The following is a 17280-nucleotide window of genomic DNA, read 5'->3' on the forward strand; positions in this document are numbered from 1 at the left end:
GGCTTTGCTCAGGACAGGTTCTGCGAAATCTGCGGATAAATATTTTGAGGTGTGATGAAGGCGTTTCAGGATTATTATCCGGAAGATACAAGTTATTGTTATGGATGCGGCCGTTTAAATGAAAGTGGCTTGCAGATAAAAAGCTACTGGGACGGTGAGCAGTCGGTGGCGCGGTTTGTGCCGCGCCCGGAGCATACGGCCGTCCCTGGCTACGTTTACGGCGGGCTGCTGGCTTCGCTGATTGATTGTCACGGCACAGGAACGGCCGCTGCCGCCGCTGCCCGCGCTGAAGACCGAACCATAGATTCCGAACCGCCCGTGCGCTTTGTGACCGGGTCGCTAAAAGTAGATTATTTGCGCCCGACGCCGCTGGGGCCGGAGCTTGAGCTGCGCGGCACCGTGACTGAAATCAAGCCGCGCAAAGTGGTCGTGGCGATTGATTTGGTGGCTGAGGGCGAAGTTTGTGTGCGGGGTGAGGTTATTGCCGTGCGCTTGCCAGAAAATTGGGGTCAGTAGCTTGCTGGTTGATACCCACTGCCACCTCGATTTTGACCGTTTTGATGCAGACCGCGATGCCGTGGTAGCGCGTGCGGCTGACGCTGGCGTGCAGCAAATCATTGTGCCTGCGCTCGATTTGCAAAATTGCCGCACTGTTTTGAGTCTAGCGGAAAAGTACGAGGGCGTTTTTGCGGCCGTCGGCGTGCATCCAAACTCATCGGCGGAGTGGCAAGATAGCTGGATTGGCGTTTTGCGTGATCTGGCGCAGCATCCCAAGGTGGTGGCCATTGCCGAGATTGGTTTAGATTATTATTGGGATAAATCGCCGAAGAATGTGCAGCAGCGGGCGCTCGGTTTGCAGCTTGAATTGGCGGCTGAACTGGATTTGCCGGTCATTATTCACAATCGAGAATCTAGTGCGGACGTGATTGCGATGTTGGCAGATTCTCCGCTGGTGGGGCGTGAGAACCCAGGCGTGCTGCACTCATTTTCTGGCGATTGGGATACGGCCGTTGCCGCCCTCGATCTTGGTTACTACCTGGGTTTCACCGGCCCTGTCACCTTCAAAAAGGCGGATGAACTGCGCGAGATTGCCAAGAAAGTGCCGGATGATCGCATCTTGGTAGAGACGGATGCGCCATTTCTGACGCCGCACCCGCACCGGGGCAAGCGCAACGAACCGGCTTACGTTGCTTACGTGGCCGAACGTTTGGCACAAGAGCGCGGGCTGGAAACGGCCGTCTTCGCCCAGCAAACCAGTGAAAATGCCCAGAGGCTTTTTCCAGTAATGTCGCAGAGCGACCACTCCGTGACCGGTAATCAATAAGTCAGTAATCAGTTTTGTCTGAACACTGTTATGAAACAGCCAGACCTATCCATCATCATTGTTAGCTGGAACGTCCGGGAGTTGTTGGCCAACTGCCTGCGCTCTGTGCTGGCACAGACGGGGCTGACGCTGCAAATCATTGTGGTAGACAGTGCCTCGTCGGACGGTAGCCCAGAAATGATTGTTGAGACCTTTCCAGAGGTGGAATTAGTTGCTTGCCAGGAAAATGTCGGCTTTCCACGTGGGAATAATATTGGGATGGAATGGGCGAACGGCCGTACCATCCTCCTCCTTAACCCTGACACCGTTGTTCATGGGGATGCGCTTGCTAAAATGGTATCTTATTTGGATGAGAACCCACAAGTCGGCGTGGTGGGGCCACAGCTTTTGAATGCGGATGGCACAGTGCAATCGTCTCGCCGCCGCTTCCCTACGCTGCAGACGGCATTTTTTGAGAGCACCTGGCTGCAACCGTATGCGCCAAAATCTATATTGGATGATTATTATGTGCGAGACGTTGAAGATGGGGATACGGCCGTTGTTGATTGGGTAATGGGTGCTTGTTTGTTAATGCGGCAGGAGGTGGTTCAGCAGGTGGGTGGGCTGGATGAAGCCTACTTCATGTATTCAGAGGAATTAGATTACTGTCGTAGGATTCACGCGGCGGGCTGGCAAGTGGTATACTATCCGCAAGCCCAGGTAACACATCTATCTGGCAAGAGCAGTGAACAGGCGGTAACGCACCGACACATCAACTTTAACCGAGCCAAATTGCGCTACTTTCGCAAATATCACGGCCGTTTGGCCACGGCAACTTTACGACTGTTTTTATTAGCAAGCTATGGTTGGCAATTAACTTTGGAAGCCATCAAGGGAGCAGTAGGGCATAAACGGCCGTTGCGCTGGCAACGGATGAAAGCCTACTGGATGGTTCTGCGCTCAGGGTTGAGACCGGCCGGTTACTGAAATTTTCTTGAGGTGACAGAATGAAAAAGAAGGTGACGCTGGAACTATCAGCGACAGATTACAATTTACTGAAGCAAATTGCCGATGCCTGTAAATGGCCCATCGAAGAGGTCGTAGTGCAGTGCATCAAAAGCGGGATGCCGCCTTCGCTCAGTAAAGTGCCAGCCGCCTTTCATGAAGAGCTTTTGCGCCTCAATGCGTTAAGCGATAAAGCGTTGATGGGCGTGGTGGACGGCAAATTGCCGCCAGACGGGAAGAGCCAGCTCCACAAAAAAGCGGATTTCGTTTCGCTACGCCGCACATATGCGCTCTCTCTGCTCCGCTGGCGCGGCCACCCCATCGAGCATTACGAGCTATTCTAAACTGCTGCGATTTTTCTATTTTTGAGTGCTTTATCAAAGATTACGCAGATTCAACAGATTAAATCTGGGCAATCTGCGTGATCTTTGATTTTTATACAGCAATATGGGTTTGAAGATTGGTTTGGTAACGGGGGAATACCCACCGATGGAGGGGGGCGTAGGGGCGTTTACGGCCGAACTGGCTAAAGCACTGCACCAGCAAGACCATACCATCCACATCATCACCAGCCGGGAAGCCCGCCCGCCTGATGCCCCGCGAACGTTTACCTCTGCTAACGAACCGATTGACCTGGGCTTTGCCAAACTACATCCGCGGATTGGCCGCTGGCGCTGGCCGTCGCTGGCAGCAGTTGCAGATGTGGTGCTGCGACAAGAGCTGGATGTGGTCAATATTCAATACCAGCCAGCCGCATTTAACATGAACAGCGCGGCGATCAATTTTCTCCCCTGGCGGCTTAAGAATGTGGCAAAAACGGCCGTTACCTTTCACGATCTGCGCCTACCATATCTTTTCCCCAAAGCGGGGCGGCTGCGGCAAACGGCCGTTAACTTTCTGGCACATTCGGCTCATGGCGTTATCGCTACGAATTCTGCTGACTATGATGCGTTGACGAAAACTGTGTCACGCAAAGGCGCAAAGGTATCGCAAATTGCTCAGATAGCAATTGGTAGCAACATCACCGTCCACCAGACCAACCATATCGAGATTGGAGAAATCCGTGAAAAATTGGGATTGAAACCACAGGACGTGTTGTTGGGCTATTTTGGTTTTTTGAACGAGAGTAAAGGGGCAGATACGCTGATCGAGGCGTTGGCGCAGCTAGACGGCCGTTTCCATCTCGTCTTCATTGGCGGGCAAACAGGAGCCAGTGATGGGGCCAACAACCAAACGTTTTTGGATGACTTACGGGCGCAAATTGAGGCACTGGGGCTATCGAAGCGGGTTCATTGGACTGGCTTCCTGGGCGATGCGCGGGTGTCGGCCCATTTGCAGGCGGCCGACATGATGGTGATGCCTTATCGGGACGGTGCCTCTTTGCGACGTGGCACGCTGATGGCCGCTTTGGCCCACGGCCGTCCGCTCATTACGACCACGCCCACAGCACCAACACCGCAGCTCATTTCGGGTGAAAATTGTTGTCTGGCGCCGGTGGGGGATGCGGTGGCTTTGGGTACGGCCGTGCAAACCCTAACCAATGATGCAGACCTGCGTGAGAAATTGGGGCAAGGGGCGACCGAGTTAGCAGATCAGTTTAGTTGGCAGAAGATTGCGGCAGAAACGGCCGTATTTTTCAAGCTATTGTCCTGCTAATCAGCTTGAAAATATTTCTTGGATTTGTTACCTGGTCTCAATTTTAGAGAGGAACAGGGTGCCAAGATATATTATCAAAATAACAACTACGATAAACATGATTAGCGTGTCACTAATTTGAAAAGCCAACCCGTTATCATAAATATCCCATTCATCTGTAATCAATTTTCCTAGCAACCCCAAAATGCTGACAGTTAAAGCCAAAAACCCACCAGCTAATAAATTTGCGATTGAGGCGATTTTTTTGTGGAAAATTATTTTTACGAGAAAATAAAAAATAGCTGAAATCAAAGCGATGATAATTAAAAAATCGCCAATAATTATCAATAATGCCGCAAAAAGATCCCAAAATATAAAAATTTGGTTCACGTAGACTCCCCTTGAAAATGAGTTGCACAAGAATTGCTAACATTTTACTTTTCGGAAGAAGTCTTAGCAATCATATTGCTGGGATCACTGTCACGATCAATGTGTGACATTCTTCCATTGTTTCTGAATTCAGTTGACGCTCCATACGCGAAATAGTAAAATAGCCCCATTTCTGCATAGATTTGCATAGAATTGGTTAGATTTACAGATATATTTATCCGTGATTTTCGTTCAGCAACCTAGCATTTCTGATGCGTTCTATTGCCAAAGAAACAGGAAGAGAAGTGCATGACTAACTATTTAGGGCAATCGGCTCACCCCCATGGTGAACCTCTGCGAACAGGCGTTTTGCTGGTTAATTTAGGTACACCAGATGAACCGACTGCAAAGGGATTACGGCCGTATCTCAAACAGTTCCTCGGCGATCCCCGCGTCATTGAATGGCCAGCCTGGCTGTGGAAGCCAGTCCTCAATGGCATTATCCTCAACGTGCGCCCCAAAAAATCTGCCAAGCTGTACGAATCAATTTGGACAAAAGATGGTTCGCCGCTGCTCATTTATTCGCAAAATATTGCAGATAAGCTGCAAGCGAATTTGCAGGAAGTGTGGAGCGATAATATTCGAGTGGCGCTGGCCATGCGGTACGGCCGTCCGTCTATTGCCGAGAAATTAGCCGAGTTTCGTACTGCCAACGTGCAGCGCATTTTGGTTTTGCCGCTCTTTCCACAATATTCTGCCACTACAATCGCCACTATCTACGACATTGTTTTTGACGAGGTGCGCCGCTACCGTTGGATGCCAGAACTCCGCACCGTGACGGGCTACCACGACAACCCGCTGTACATTCAGGCTTTGGCAGATTCGATTCGGGCGTTTTGGGACGAGAACGGCCGTTCCGCCAAGCTGCTTTACTCCTTCCACGGCATCCCCAAAAGCTACTTTGAAAAGGGCGACCCATACTACTGTTTTTGCCAAAAGACGGCGCGACTGGTTTCAGAGGCATTGGGTTTGGCACAAGATGCATTCCAGGTTTGCTTCCAATCCCGCTTTGGCCCAGAAGAGTGGCTGCAGCCATACACCGACAAAACATTGGAACAGTGGGCGGAAGATGGGTTGGAAAGCGTCGATACCATTTGCCCCGGTTTCGCAGTGGACTGTCTGGAAACGCTGGAAGAGATGGCGGTAGAAAATCGAGATGGCTTTTTAGAAGCGGGTGGTCAACAATACCAATACATTCCCTGCCTTAACGACAGCGACGCCCAAATTGACCTCTTCACCGAGCTGGCAAAGCAGCATTTGCAAGGTTGGGAACCGCCGGAAATTGGCTCTCTACCTACCAACGTTCGCACCTTCACCAATGGCCATGCCAAGAAAACGGTCTAACTGATTACCATTCACTGATTACGGATTACTGGCAGAAACGGCCGTACCGTAAACGCAGCCTTTCCGCAGGTGGCAGTACCGCCCCAGATGGGTACAATCAGCCCGCGATGGAAGAGAAACGAGAAAAACGCTGGCTGTACCTGATTCTGGGGCTGTTTATTGTTTTGGGCGTCATGTATGCCCTCGTCACCCCCGTCTTTGAAGCCTCAGACGAGCTTTGGCACTATCCTATGATCCGCCATTTGGCCGATGGCAATCCGCTGCCGGTGCAAGTATTTGACCCCGCCCAGGCTGGCCCCTGGAAGCAAGAAGCCAGCCAGCCACCGCTCTATTACTATCTTGGTGTTGCCCTCACTTTTTGGATTGATACCAGCGACATGGAAACCGTTCGCTGGGAAAATCCCCACGTAGACAACGGTATTCTCACTGACGACGGCAATATCAACCTCACCATTAAAGACCCGGCGTGGAATCCGTGGCAGGGCACGCTGCTGGCGGTGCGACTCATCCGCCTGTTGTCGGTGCTGCTGGGCGCAGCCACCGTTTACCTCACGTATCTCATCGGCAAAGAGCTGGCTCCGAGCCGCCCGGAAATCGCCCTCGGTGCGGCTGCGCTCAACGCCTTCACGCCCATGTTCTTATTCATTAGCGGCGCGGTAAACAATGACAATTTGGCCATTCCGCTTTCCTCGCTGGGGATTTTGCTGATGATCCGAGCGGTCAGTAAACAGTATTCAGTGGGTCAGTATTCAGTGACTGATTACTGGTCACTGATTACTGCATATTGGAAAACCTGGCTCAAAATCGGTGTAGTCATCGGCTTGGCGATTCTAACGAAGCAGGGGGCATTTGGGCTGCTGCCATTGGCGTTAGGTACGATTTTTATTGTGTATTGGAGGGAAACGCGGAACACAGAGTTACACGGAGGAGACACGGAGAGGCACAGAGAAAATATTTGGGGAGAGATTGCGAGGATTTTGGGGCGGACGGCCGTTTCTTTCCTTATCCTCCTAATCCCCGTCATTTTAATCGCGGGCTGGTGGTATTGGCGCAATATTGTGCTGTACGGCGATTTTCTGGGCTGGAATGCGTTTATAGCTGTGCTGGGTCAACGGGCGCATCCTGCCTCATTGGCACAGCTCTGGAGCGAACGCTGGGGTTTTATGCTCTCTTACTGGGGCTTGTTTGGCGGTGTCAACGTGCCCATGCCGCTGTGGCTGTACCATGTTTTGAATGGCGTGGTGGTTGTGGGTGTGCTTGGCTTTCTTGTTTATTTGTTTAGGGAGATTAGAGATTGGAGATTAGGGATTAGGGGCAATCTACAATCTCTAATCTCCAATCTCTTGAATTTCGTTGCGGCCAAATTCCCCCTCGTCGTTTGCTTGTTATTTGTCACTGCCGTCATCGTAGGGCTGATTCAATGGGCGACGACAACCTGGTCCTCACAGGGGCGGCTGGTATTTACGGCAATATCGGCCATTAACGTGCTGCTGGTAGCGGGGCTGATTGGCTGGCTGCCCCGCAAACTTGGTCAGCGGCTCATTTTGGGCGTGGCGGGCTTCCTCTTTTTGCTGGCAGCCTTGGCTCCATTCGTGTGGATTCGCCCCGCGTATGCGCTTAATCGCTACACCGCACCGTGGCTAGTGCAGCAGCCGGCCAATGCCAATTTTGATGGCAAGCTGCGGCTGGTAGGGTACGAGATTGGGCAAACGGCCGTAACCCAACAAAAAACCAGCTACCAGCCCGGCGACACGGTAGACCTTCTTCTGGAATGGGAAGTGCTGGCCCCGATGGATCGCAATTGGAGCGTCTTTATCCATCTTAATGATCCAGTAATTGGTGTGCCGATTGTCCAACGTGATATGTTCCTAGACCAGGGCTTGCAGCCCACCTCGCTGCTGGAACCGGGTGAGCGCATTTTTAACTATTACCAACTTGCGATTCCCGAAACGGCCATTGCGCCAGCAGAATTGCTGTTGAGCGTTGGGCTTTATGATTTTTACGCCGTTGACCAAGAACGATTACCATTGCTGAATGGCGAGGATTTGGTTGTCTTAACGAGCCTTACGTTGGAACCAGCATCCGGCAATCTGCCTAACCCCACGCAGGTGAATTTTGAGAATGAGCTAGAGTTGGTTGGCTTTGAGCTGAATCCACGACAAGTGGCCCCTGGTGAAACAGTAGATTTGACCCTGTACTGGCGGGCGAAACGGCCGTTAACCACCGATTACACTATCTTTGCCCAGGTAGTTGATGAAGACACAACCCGCTGGGCCAGCCAGGATTTAGGTCAGCCGACAGCTAGCTGGACAGATGGTGACTTGCAAACGGTGCAAATGACTTTAGCACTCAACCCAGACACACCGGGTAAGGTATACCCCGTGATTATTGGACTTTACACGGTGCAGGGTGGCCAGTTTAACCGCTTACAACTCATTGCCGCAGACGGCCGTCCCACCGACGACTTTTTACGCTTGACCCTGCTGCGTGTGATTGAATGAGGCTGGAGGTGGGGCGGAATGCTTCACTTTAGCCTGCCCTGAGCCAAGCCGAACGGGTTCAGCATAACAAGTGTGAGTTGTAATGCTGAGTGAAACGAAGCATCCCAATCAACAATTATTCGAATCAATCTAAAAGCTGACCCAAAAATCTGCGAAATCTGTGGCTAAAAAATGGAAAAACTGTACCAAATCACCCACGGCCTTATGAAACGATTTCCCGACGGCAACGATCCGTTCCAAATGATCACCCGGCTGGCAGAAGAGTGCGGCGAGCTGGCGGCGCAGGTGAACCACTTTGAGAGTGGCGGCATCAAGCGGCAAAAGTTGGGAGAACCGGATACAATCAAATTGGCCAAAGAGGTGCAAGATGTGCTGCGCTGCGCCCTCACTTTGGCTGTGCATTATGGCATCGAAGCTGAGTTGGCTGACTCCATTGCGCAGTCGCACCAACAGCTGCAAGCCGAAGGATTTATTGATTGATGGCAACTGTCACGCAAGAACCAGAAAAACGAAAACGGCCGATCCTCAACGCCGGGCTGCTCAATCCTACCAACTCATGGTGGGCTTTGGGGGCGTTGGTTGGCGGTACGGCCGTTCTCGGTGGCCTCATTCTCGGTTTTGGCGGCCCGCTAGCTGGGGCTGCCTTCATCATTGGCATCCTCACCGCCTACATTGTCCTGCGTGATATTGAAATTGGCTTCTGGGGCGTCATCGCTGTGGTTTGTCTGCTACCCTTTGCCACGCTGCCTGTAGACATCGGACTCACGCCGACTTTCCTCGATTTGGCGTTGGGGGCGGTGGTAGGCGTCTGGCTGCTGGCCATCGTCACCGGGGCGCAGCGAGATTTGGTGACTGCGCCCATCGCCTTGCCGCTGCTCGTTTTCATGCTGGTGGCTATCTTCGCTTTCATTTTTGGTTTGAGCAACGGGCCGCTCACCCCCACGCTGCTGCGAAAATTTGCCGAACTGCTTCTCAGTCTTGGCTTTGTCTTCATCATTGTCGATTATTGCCGCACACAGGTGCGACTAGAGCGATTGGTGAAGGTGGTGCTGCTGGCTGGGGCGGGAGCGGCCGTTCTGGGCATCATTTTCTGGCTCTTGCCAGAAGACACGACCAATACGATTCTTAATTTTCTCACGCGGATTGGCTACCCTGGCGGTTGGGTCATTCGCTACATTGAGGAAAACCCAGAGTTGTCAGAGCGAGCCATCAGCACCTCGGTAGACCCGAATGTATTAGGCGGTTTGTTGTTGATGATTGGGGCGTTGGCGGGACCGCAATTGGTGGCGAAACGGCCGTTGTTTCCCCGCTGGCTTACCTGGGGCATTGTTGGCTCTATTTTCCTTTGTGTGGTCCTCACGTTTTCACGCGGGGCGATGTTTGGGCTAGCTGCTGGGCTGGGCTTCATTGCCATCCTGCGCTACCGGCGATTGATCCCCTACATGTTTGGTGGTGGCTTGTTTTTACTGCTGCTGCCTATTGCCCAAACTTACATCCAGCGTTTTGTAGAGGGGATTCAGGGGCAGGATTTGGCGACGCAGATGCGCTTTGGTGAATATCAAGATGCCATCACCCTGATTTTGCGCTATCCCGTCGTTGGCGTGGGCTTTGCCGGTACGCCAGACATTGATCTTTACCTGGGAGTGGCTAATGTGTATCTCACCATTGCCCAGGTCATGGGGCTGGTGGGTCTGTTAGCTTTCTTTGCTGTGATTGGCACGCTCTTTTTCTACGGCCTGTCTCATCGCAAAACATTAAAAGCCAACGAGGAGCTAGATGCGCTTTGGCTGGGGCTGCACGCCGCCATTGTTGGTGGGTTGGCCGCAGGTATTTTTGATCATTATCTCTTCAATTTGGAGTTTCACCACGCGGTGACAGCCTTTTGGCTGCTGGTGGGGCTGGCAACGGCCGTTACTCGCCTGGGTATCACAGAGAAAGCGTAAACAGCTAATTTAGATTGTGTAACACAGCCTCCTGAACAGCAAGTGTCGTTTTGAGTTGTGCATAACTCTGTTGTGCCAAAGTTTGCTGAACGGCCGTTTCTAATCGATCCGCCACCTCTCCCAATCCCCAGGCAAATCGAACCAATAACGCTGCACTCAACACTGCTGCCAAAGGATTAGCAACGCCCTGCCCGGCAATGTCTGGTGCAGAGCCATGCACCGGTTCCGCAAGGGCCAGCCCATCCCCCCAGTTAAGCGAGGCTGCTAAACCCAGCCCGCCGCCCCAATGCGCCGCCGCATCAGACAAAATATCGCCAAAGAGATTGGTCGTAACAATCACATCAAACCAGGCTGGTTCGGCTACCATCTTCAGCGCGGCCACATCGACCAATAGTTCATTGATGGCCAAATCTGGGTTTGCCGCCTCAATGGTTTGCCGCACAGTGTCGCGGAACAGGCCATCGGTTAAAGGAAGCACGTTGGCTTTATGGACAATGGTGACGGTTTTGCGCTGCAATTGCTGCATCAGTTCGGCCGTTTTTTGCCCAATTTTTTGGCTGGCCTGGCGACTGATGATGCGTTGGGCAACGGCCGTATCGCCCCTCATTTGTTCCCGACCCACATACAGTCCTTCACTGTTTTCGCGCACGATAATCATATCCACAGCGGGGCGGGGCGAGACAGATGGCCAGCTTTTGACCGGACGGATGTTGGCATAGAGGTCAAGTGATTGACGCATTGTTAAAATAGCACTTTTATACCCCGCGACCTTGTGCGATGGTGAGGAAACCGCACCAAATAGCCCCGCACCACAATCCCTCAGCAGTTCCAGCGTTCTTTCAGGCACTGACACGCCATGTTTTTGGAAGCAGTTCCAACCCGCTTCGGCTTCAATAATCTGCAAATCGGGCAGGGCGGCTTGCAAGATGGTCACGGCCGCTGGAATCACTTCCTGGCCAATGCCGTCCCCAGGAATAACGCAAAGTTTGGGCATTTTACTGATCCTCACCAGGGAAACGGCCGAACGCTCGCACAAAGGGAACAATGCCTCCCGCCTGGGCAATTTCTTGGGCAAAAGATGGCAGGCTGGGCAAAGTCAGGCTTGTAGTAGCGGTATGCAAACAGTTGTTGGCAACGTCTAAAGTGACTTCCTCACCGTCGCTTACTAATTTATTTGCTTCTGAGGAAACGTACAGTGGAATGCCCAAATTGATGGCGTTACGGAAAAAGATGCGGGCAAAACTGGGGGCGATGATGGCTCCAATTTGACGGCGGCGCAGGGCTTCTGGAGCATATTCGCGGGAAGAACCACAGCCAAAATTCTCATCCGCCACAATAATGTCGCCTGGCTGCGCTTGTTTAGCAAACGCTGGCCGTGCTTCACAAAAGGCAAAATCCTTTACATCTTGTCCTTCTTTTAACATATAAGGTGCATACCGCCCGGGGACGATCTGGTCGGTATCTATATCTTTGCCAAATTTCCATATTCTAGCCATTTGTTTTCTCCTGTGAAAATAATTTGCCACAGAGAAAAGAGAGAAAACCTATTCGATCTGTGGCTATTATCATTAGGTAAACTCAATTTCGCGGGGGTCGGTGATGGTGCCAGTAACGGCCGTTGCCGCAGCCACAGCCGGACTAGATAGATAAATCTGCGATGTGGGATGCCCCATCCTGCCCCGGAAGTTGCGATTGCCGGTAGATAAACATACGTCCTCACGACCCAGAGTGCCTTGATGCCGCCCCATGCAGGGGCCACAGCCTGGTGTTGTTAAGGTCGCTCCTGATTCCAATAAGATATTAAGGGTATCATCGGCAATGGCTCGCTGAAGTTCCACCCGGCTGGCTGGACTAACGATGAGCCGCACACCGTCGGCCAGTCGTCGCCCGCGTAGAATGCTGGCGGCCGTGTGCATATCTTCGTAACGGCCGTTTGTACAAGTTCCCAAAAAGACGACATCCACCGGCGTTCCCGCTACGTCTCCCAAATCCACCACTGCATCCACCGAATGGGGCACAGCTATTTGCGGCTGCAAAGTTGTCAAGTCCAGGGTAATACGCTGGTCATAATTGGCTGTGGGATCAACATACAGCCAGTCTGGCACCTCATATCGGTCTGCTACCTCACCATTCGGGGGGAAGATACCCACTTTTGCCCCCAATTCTATCGCCATGCTGCTAATGGTCTGACGGCCGTTTAACGGCAGCCACTCCAGACCGTGATATTCCACTGCCCTGTAAGTTGCCCCACCAATGCCTAAAATTCGGCACAGCTTTAAGGCCAAATCTTTAGCATCTACCCCTGGTTGGAAGCGTCCTGTGGCCTGAATGCAGATTGTTTCTGGCACGCGCAGCCACGTTTTGCCCGTTGCCCAGGCCAATGCAATGTCTGTCGAGCCCATGCCTGTGCCAAAGGCTCCCACAGCACCATAGCTGGTGGAGTGGGAATCGGAGCCGATGATGACGCTGCCTGGTTGGGCAATGCCTTCTTCCACCAAAACCTGATGGCAGATACCGCGACCTATCTCAAAGAGCCGTAACCCCTGTTCTTGGGCAAAGCGGCGCACCTTGTTTTGATTGTCGGCTACACCTACCGTGGCGGCTGGAGCCACATGATCCATCACCAGCACCACTTGTTCCGGGTTGTGTACCTGAGTAGCCAGGAGTCGTTCTTGCAAAATTTTGATGATGCCGGGTGAAAGGGAATCGTGCCCCATGGCGACATCCGGCTCAATAACGATCAGATCGCCAGGTTGAACGGCCGTACCTGCTTTATTAGATAAAATCTGCTCTGTTAATGTTTGTCCCATAATGGTTTCCTCCTCAGTTGATGGTTGGTAATGGCTGACATTCGGCCGCTTCATACAAGTAACGGTCAACATCGTCCAGGGTGATACGGCCGTTATCGGCCATCGCCTTTATCTGTTCCGTCAACTGCCTTAGCTGACCTTCCTCAAGATGTAAATCCAACTGTTCGGCTCGGCTTTTCACTGCATTCCAGCCGGTTAAGCGGTGGGCTACATGCACGTAGCGCGTCAGGCCAAAATCCTCAGGCCGCAAAATCTCATACGTGCTGGGGTTATTCAAAACGGCCTTGGCATGGATACCTGCCTTATGCGTAAAGCTGGCAAACCCGGTGATGTAGTTGTTAAAAGGAATGTCTACTCGGACCATCCGAGACACCATTTGATCCAGATTACGAATAAGGGGGAGATTGTACTTTTGCACCAGCGCGGGATCCGTGGCGTAAAGGCGAGCCACCAGTCCACCTAAAGAGGTAATACCGTTTCGTTCCCCGATGCCTAAAATGCTGGTATCAATATGGGTTGCGCCAGCCTCCAAAGCGGCATAAGCATTGGCAATGGCACAGCCAGAATCATTGTGACCATGAAACTCAATGTCACAAGAAATGGCCTGACGCAGCCTGGACACAATCTCAAAGATTTGGCGTGGCGTGCCAACACCCACCGTGTCGGCAATCCCCACGCGATGCACCCCAAGAGCATCCACCGCCTGGTAAATATGCAAAATATCTTCAAAATCACTTCGCAAGCTATCTTCCGTGCTAAAGCGGGTCTCTACATTTTGGCTTAAGAGAAAAGAAACCACTTCCTGCGCCAAATCCAGAATGGCTTCCAGACTTTGCCCGTGGCTAAACTCGCGCAGCAAAGAGGAAGTGCCAATGACCACATCCACCCCAGCCACGCCGCAATCGACTGCCTTTTTAGCGTCTTCTATGGTACAGCGCGTGTGGGTGAGAATGCGGGCGTTCAGTCCCAATCTAGCGATGGTGGCGCAATCTTTGTAGCTTTGCGGAGAGGCCAAGGGTGAGGTCAATTCCAGATACTCCACGCCAAAGGCATCTAGCAAAGTGGCAACCTGTATTTTTTCTTCCAGGCTAAAAAAAGCGTTGACAAATTGCTCACCCTCGCGCAAGGTTGATTCAATAATAGAAAAATTTTGTAGACTCATGGTTTCAATCCTGATTTTGGTTATGAAAGATTGGTCAACACCGTTTGCAGAATCTCAATCGCTTGTAAATAGTCGGTAATGACAAGATGCTCGTTGGGCGTGTGATCCAATGCACTGTCTCCTGGGCCGTAGGCTACGATGGGGCAGCCCCAAATGGGGGCAACCACGTTCATGTCTGAGGTGCCAGTTTTTACTTTATAGGTTGGCTGGGCGCCTGCCTGGCGAATGGCTCGGTTGAACGCTTTGGCCAGGGGGCTGGTACGGCTTGTTTGAATGGCTGGTTCATAACTGTGGCTGCGAACGGCCGTTCCCTCGCCACTACTCTCCACCAGCCATTGCTCAAATGCGGCCATATCAAAATTGGGTGGCAACCGCAGCCCCAGCTTTAGCTCGATTCGATTTTCTAGCCCATTGCTGTTGGTTTGCATATGGCGAATTGAAGGCAGTAATTGATCAAACAGGCGTGGCTTGTCGGCATTAAATTGCTCGACATAGCTCATAAGCTGGTTGTACCAGGCAATCCCCACTTCGGCGGCTCCGCCACCGGGCACGGCCGTATGCTGCATCGGTTGGGCGTGGCAATAATCGAGCAGCAGTCGTCCTTTGTAGCCCAAGGTGATGCCCTGCCAGCCGCTTGGCTCGCCGATGATGCAATAGTCAGGCTGGAAGTGTTCGACTACATGCCGCGCCCCTTTTGAAGTGGCAGCTTCCTCCTCCACTGCACCCACGACAGCCAAGCGGCTACCGGGTGGCAGTTGCGCTCTGGCGGCGGCCACCACAAAAGCGGCTAACGAGCCTTTGGCATCTACTGCACCACGGCCGTAAAGTTTGCCGTCGTCCAAGCGCACTGGAATGTTACCTGGCACAGTATCCATATGCCCCAGCAGCACAATTTCCTGTGTAATTTGCCCAGCCGCATCCGGGCAACTGCGCTCGCCGACGGCGTTGCCTGCAGTGTCTACGTAGGCGGTAAAGCCAGATTGCTTCATTTGCTGGACGAGGAAGTTGGCAACGGCCGTTTCCTCACCAGACAAACTCGGAATTTCTACCAGCCGCTGCAAAAAGTTGATTGCACCCTCATCGGTGTTAAGCAGGAAGCTGTTCACGGGCAGTGCTCCTTTGCTCGGTTGTTAAAATTTCTGCGAGCGCAACAACCACCCGCTCTAGTTCTTCGACAGTGATGGTGAGCGGCGGCAGTAGCCGAATAACGGTGTTTCCCGCCGTCAGAGCGATGATGCCTTTGTCCATCAGTGATTGCACGATAGGCATGGCTCGCTGCCTCAGTTCAATGCCGGTCATCAAGCCCAATCCACGCACTTCACGTACCAACGGCAGGTTGAGTGCTTCGATTTGGCGGCGGAACTGGTCGCCCAGCTTGGCAGCGCGGCTGGTCAAGTCAGTATGCTGGAAGATGTTGAGAACGGCCGTTCCTGCCGCACAGGCCAAAGGATTCCCGCCAAAGGTCGATCCATGCAGCCCTGGGGCTAAATTTTGCACGCGCGGGCCAATGCCTACGGCTCCCATCGGCACTCCGCCAGCCATTGCCTTGCCCAGGCAGATGAGGTCTGGTACGAGATTGTAATGCTCACAGGCGAATAGTTTACCGGTACGGCCGAATCCCGTCTGCACTTCGTCAATAATCAACAGCGCCCCCCGTTCTTGGCAGAGGCGTTGCGCCCGCTGAAAGAAGCCAGGTGCCGCCAGGCGAACACCCCCTTCACCTTGAACAATTTCCAGAATGACAGCGGCCGTTTGATCCGTGATAGCCGCATCGAGCCGGTCAATATTGCCAAACGGCACGTGACTGAACTGGCTCACCAACGGCTCGAATGGCTGGCGGTACTTTTTGTTGTGAGTAGCGGAAAGTGCACCAAGCGTTCGCCCATGAAAACCGCGCATTGCGGCCACAATGCCGGGGCGACCGGTGCTGAGCCGGGCAAATTTGACGGCCGCTTCTACCGCCTCGGTACCGGAGTTGCACAGATAAACGCGATTCAAGCTGCCGGGTAGTGCAGCGGCCAATTGTGCCTGGAACTGAGCGCGCTGGTCGTTGTAGAACATCTCCTGGCAGGTGATGAGCCGGCTGGCCTGGGCGGTGATGGCTGCCACCACCTGCGGGTGGCAGTGGCCAACGTTAGCTACGCCAATGCCTGCGGCACAATCTAGGTAGGCACGGCCGTTTTCATCCCAAACTGTTGTACCGTTCCCTTGCACAATGGCTATTTCCCGCTTTGCGTAAACGCCGCTGCCAAAATTTTCTTCTTGCTGAAAGATATTGCTCATGCTGCTTCCTCTGGTTGTGCTGAGATGATGACTGTTCCCTGGCCGTCTAGCGCACGCAAAATTGGATGCTCGCCCCGCGCATCCCCCAGTACCACGCGCTGCACACCAGCGGCCAGTGCTTCTTGCACCCCCAACAGCTTGATGCGCATTCGCCCTGCGGCAAATTCTTCGGACACGTAATCAATCTGGTCAGCAGTGATTTGGGGAATGAGACTGTTTTCATCTGGAAATTGGCGCAGAACACCGGGGACGTTGGAGAGGATGAGCAGCTCATCAGCCCGGAAGGCGGCAGCAGTGGCCGCAGCGGCGCGATCGCCATCTATGTTTATTGCTTCTCCATCAAAGCTGATGGCAGGCGGGGTGAGTACGGGCAAGCAACCTGCGTTTAGCAAGGTTTGCAGGAAGCTGTGGTTTACTTCGGTGACTTTGCCAGTGAAGTTGTTGCGTAAGACGCGGGTACGGCCGTTCTCTACCACCTTGATTACTTTTTTGCGCGGACCTTGCCAAATACGGCCGTCTATCCCAGAAAGCCCCACCGCGTTCACGCCGCGCCGCTGTAGCCGCTCCACCAATGTTTTATTGATTTGGCCACAGTACACCATCTGGAAAATTTCCAGCGTGGCCCGGTCAGTCAGGCGACTGGTGTAGCCAGAGGGCGAGGTGACAAACTGAGGGGGATGCCCCAATGCGTCGGCCACCTGATTGGTGCGATGAGAGCCGCCGTGTACAAAAATTAGCTGCTGCCCTTCGCGCCAAAGCTGGGCGATGTCGTCGCAAACGGCATCGTAGTTGATCCCTTCGCTGCCGCCAACTTTTACAATAATCATTTTACTTCTCCTTCAAAAATAGGACGCGGACCAACGCA

Annotated in this window: 17 protein-coding genes; 9 read left to right on the plus strand and 8 right to left on the minus strand. The window is 52.9% G+C overall.

Annotation, left to right across the window (positions count from 1 at the left end; all coding sequences use genetic code 11):
- Positions 1 to 54: 54 nt before the first annotated feature.
- The 5 genes from ACOQPU_RS06190 to ACOQPU_RS06210 all read left to right on the plus strand — a co-directional run bounded on the left by ACOQPU_RS06190 (position 55) and on the right by ACOQPU_RS06210 (position 3964).
- A complete protein-coding gene (locus ACOQPU_RS06190; RefSeq protein ID WP_420644253.1) occupies positions 55 to 516 on the plus strand; it encodes a PaaI family thioesterase in 462 nt (153 codons plus the stop codon).
- 1 nt (position 517) lies between these two features.
- Positions 518 to 1324, plus strand: a complete 807-nt coding sequence (locus ACOQPU_RS06195; protein WP_420644254.1) for a TatD family hydrolase — start codon at positions 518 to 520, stop codon at positions 1322 to 1324.
- 30 nt (positions 1325 to 1354) lie between these two features.
- Entirely contained in the window at positions 1355 to 2290 is a 936-nt protein-coding gene (locus tag ACOQPU_RS06200; protein WP_420644255.1) for a glycosyltransferase family 2 protein, read from the plus strand.
- Between the two features lie 20 nt (positions 2291 to 2310).
- A complete protein-coding gene (locus ACOQPU_RS06205) occupies positions 2311 to 2652 on the plus strand; it encodes a hypothetical protein (RefSeq protein ID WP_420644256.1) in 342 nt (113 codons plus the stop codon).
- 103 nt (positions 2653 to 2755) lie between these two features.
- The gene (locus tag ACOQPU_RS06210) at positions 2756 to 3964 is read left to right on the plus strand and encodes a glycosyltransferase family 4 protein (protein WP_420644257.1); all 1209 of its coding nucleotides are present in this window, start codon (positions 2756 to 2758) and stop codon (positions 3962 to 3964) included.
- A gap of 27 nt (positions 3965 to 3991) precedes the next feature.
- On the opposite strand, the gene ACOQPU_RS06215 is transcribed toward ACOQPU_RS06210, so the two are convergent.
- Positions 3992 to 4333 (minus strand): hypothetical protein, encoded by a 342-nt coding sequence (locus ACOQPU_RS06215; RefSeq protein ID WP_420644258.1) that lies wholly within the window; start codon positions 4331 to 4333, stop codon positions 3992 to 3994.
- 288 nt (positions 4334 to 4621) lie between these two features.
- Between ACOQPU_RS06215 and hemH the strand changes: the two genes are divergently transcribed.
- From hemH to ACOQPU_RS06235, 4 genes are all read left to right on the plus strand, one after another.
- Positions 4622 to 5716: a ferrochelatase gene (hemH, locus tag ACOQPU_RS06220; RefSeq protein WP_420644259.1), complete on the plus strand. Its 1095-nt coding sequence runs from the start codon at positions 4622 to 4624 to the stop codon at positions 5714 to 5716.
- Between the two features lie 107 nt (positions 5717 to 5823).
- Complete coding sequence (locus ACOQPU_RS06225; RefSeq protein ID WP_420644260.1) at positions 5824 to 8217, plus strand: ArnT family glycosyltransferase; 2394 nt, start codon at positions 5824 to 5826, stop codon at positions 8215 to 8217.
- A 171-nt stretch (positions 8218 to 8388) separates the two neighbouring features.
- Positions 8389 to 8697, plus strand: coding sequence for a hypothetical protein (locus ACOQPU_RS06230; RefSeq protein ID WP_420644261.1), 309 nt, complete (start codon positions 8389 to 8391; stop codon positions 8695 to 8697).
- Positions 8697 to 10160 (plus strand): O-antigen ligase family protein, encoded by a 1464-nt coding sequence (locus tag ACOQPU_RS06235; RefSeq protein WP_420644262.1) that lies wholly within the window; start codon positions 8697 to 8699, stop codon positions 10158 to 10160. Before ACOQPU_RS06230 ends, ACOQPU_RS06235 begins: the two co-directional genes overlap by 1 nt.
- A 4-nt stretch (positions 10161 to 10164) precedes the next feature.
- On the opposite strand, the gene ACOQPU_RS06240 is transcribed toward ACOQPU_RS06235, so the two are convergent.
- From ACOQPU_RS06240 to ACOQPU_RS06270, 7 genes are all read right to left on the minus strand, one after another.
- Positions 10165 to 11154: an isocitrate/isopropylmalate dehydrogenase family protein gene (locus ACOQPU_RS06240; RefSeq protein WP_420644263.1), complete on the minus strand. Its 990-nt coding sequence runs from the start codon at positions 11152 to 11154 to the stop codon at positions 10165 to 10167.
- Between the two features lies 1 nt (position 11155).
- Entirely contained in the window at positions 11156 to 11656 is a 501-nt protein-coding gene (locus ACOQPU_RS06245; RefSeq protein ID WP_420644264.1) for a homoaconitate hydratase, read from the minus strand.
- A gap of 72 nt (positions 11657 to 11728) precedes the next feature.
- Positions 11729 to 12970: a 3-isopropylmalate dehydratase large subunit gene (locus tag ACOQPU_RS06250; RefSeq protein WP_420644265.1), complete on the minus strand. Its 1242-nt coding sequence runs from the start codon at positions 12968 to 12970 to the stop codon at positions 11729 to 11731.
- Positions 12971 to 12983: 13 nt separating this feature from the next.
- Positions 12984 to 14132 carry a homocitrate synthase gene (lysS, locus tag ACOQPU_RS06255; protein WP_420644266.1) on the minus strand — a complete coding sequence of 383 codons (1149 nt, stop codon included), beginning with the start codon at positions 14130 to 14132 and terminating at the stop codon, positions 12984 to 12986.
- A 20-nt stretch (positions 14133 to 14152) separates the two neighbouring features.
- Positions 14153 to 15238 (minus strand): [LysW]-lysine hydrolase, encoded by a 1086-nt coding sequence (locus tag ACOQPU_RS06260; protein WP_420644267.1) that lies wholly within the window; start codon positions 15236 to 15238, stop codon positions 14153 to 14155.
- The gene (locus ACOQPU_RS06265; protein ID WP_420644268.1) at positions 15219 to 16415 is read right to left on the minus strand and encodes an aspartate aminotransferase family protein; all 1197 of its coding nucleotides are present in this window, start codon (positions 16413 to 16415) and stop codon (positions 15219 to 15221) included. The genes ACOQPU_RS06260 and ACOQPU_RS06265 overlap by 20 nt, the downstream gene beginning before the upstream one ends.
- Positions 16412 to 17242 (minus strand): [LysW]-aminoadipate kinase, encoded by an 831-nt coding sequence (locus ACOQPU_RS06270; RefSeq protein WP_420644269.1) that lies wholly within the window; start codon positions 17240 to 17242, stop codon positions 16412 to 16414. The genes ACOQPU_RS06265 and ACOQPU_RS06270 overlap by 4 nt, the downstream gene beginning before the upstream one ends.
- Between the last annotated feature and the right edge of the window lie 38 nt (positions 17243 to 17280).

Source organism: Candidatus Leptofilum sp. (assembly GCF_965223285.1).
Classification (GTDB): Bacteria; Chloroflexota; Anaerolineae; order Promineifilales; family Promineifilaceae; genus Leptofilum.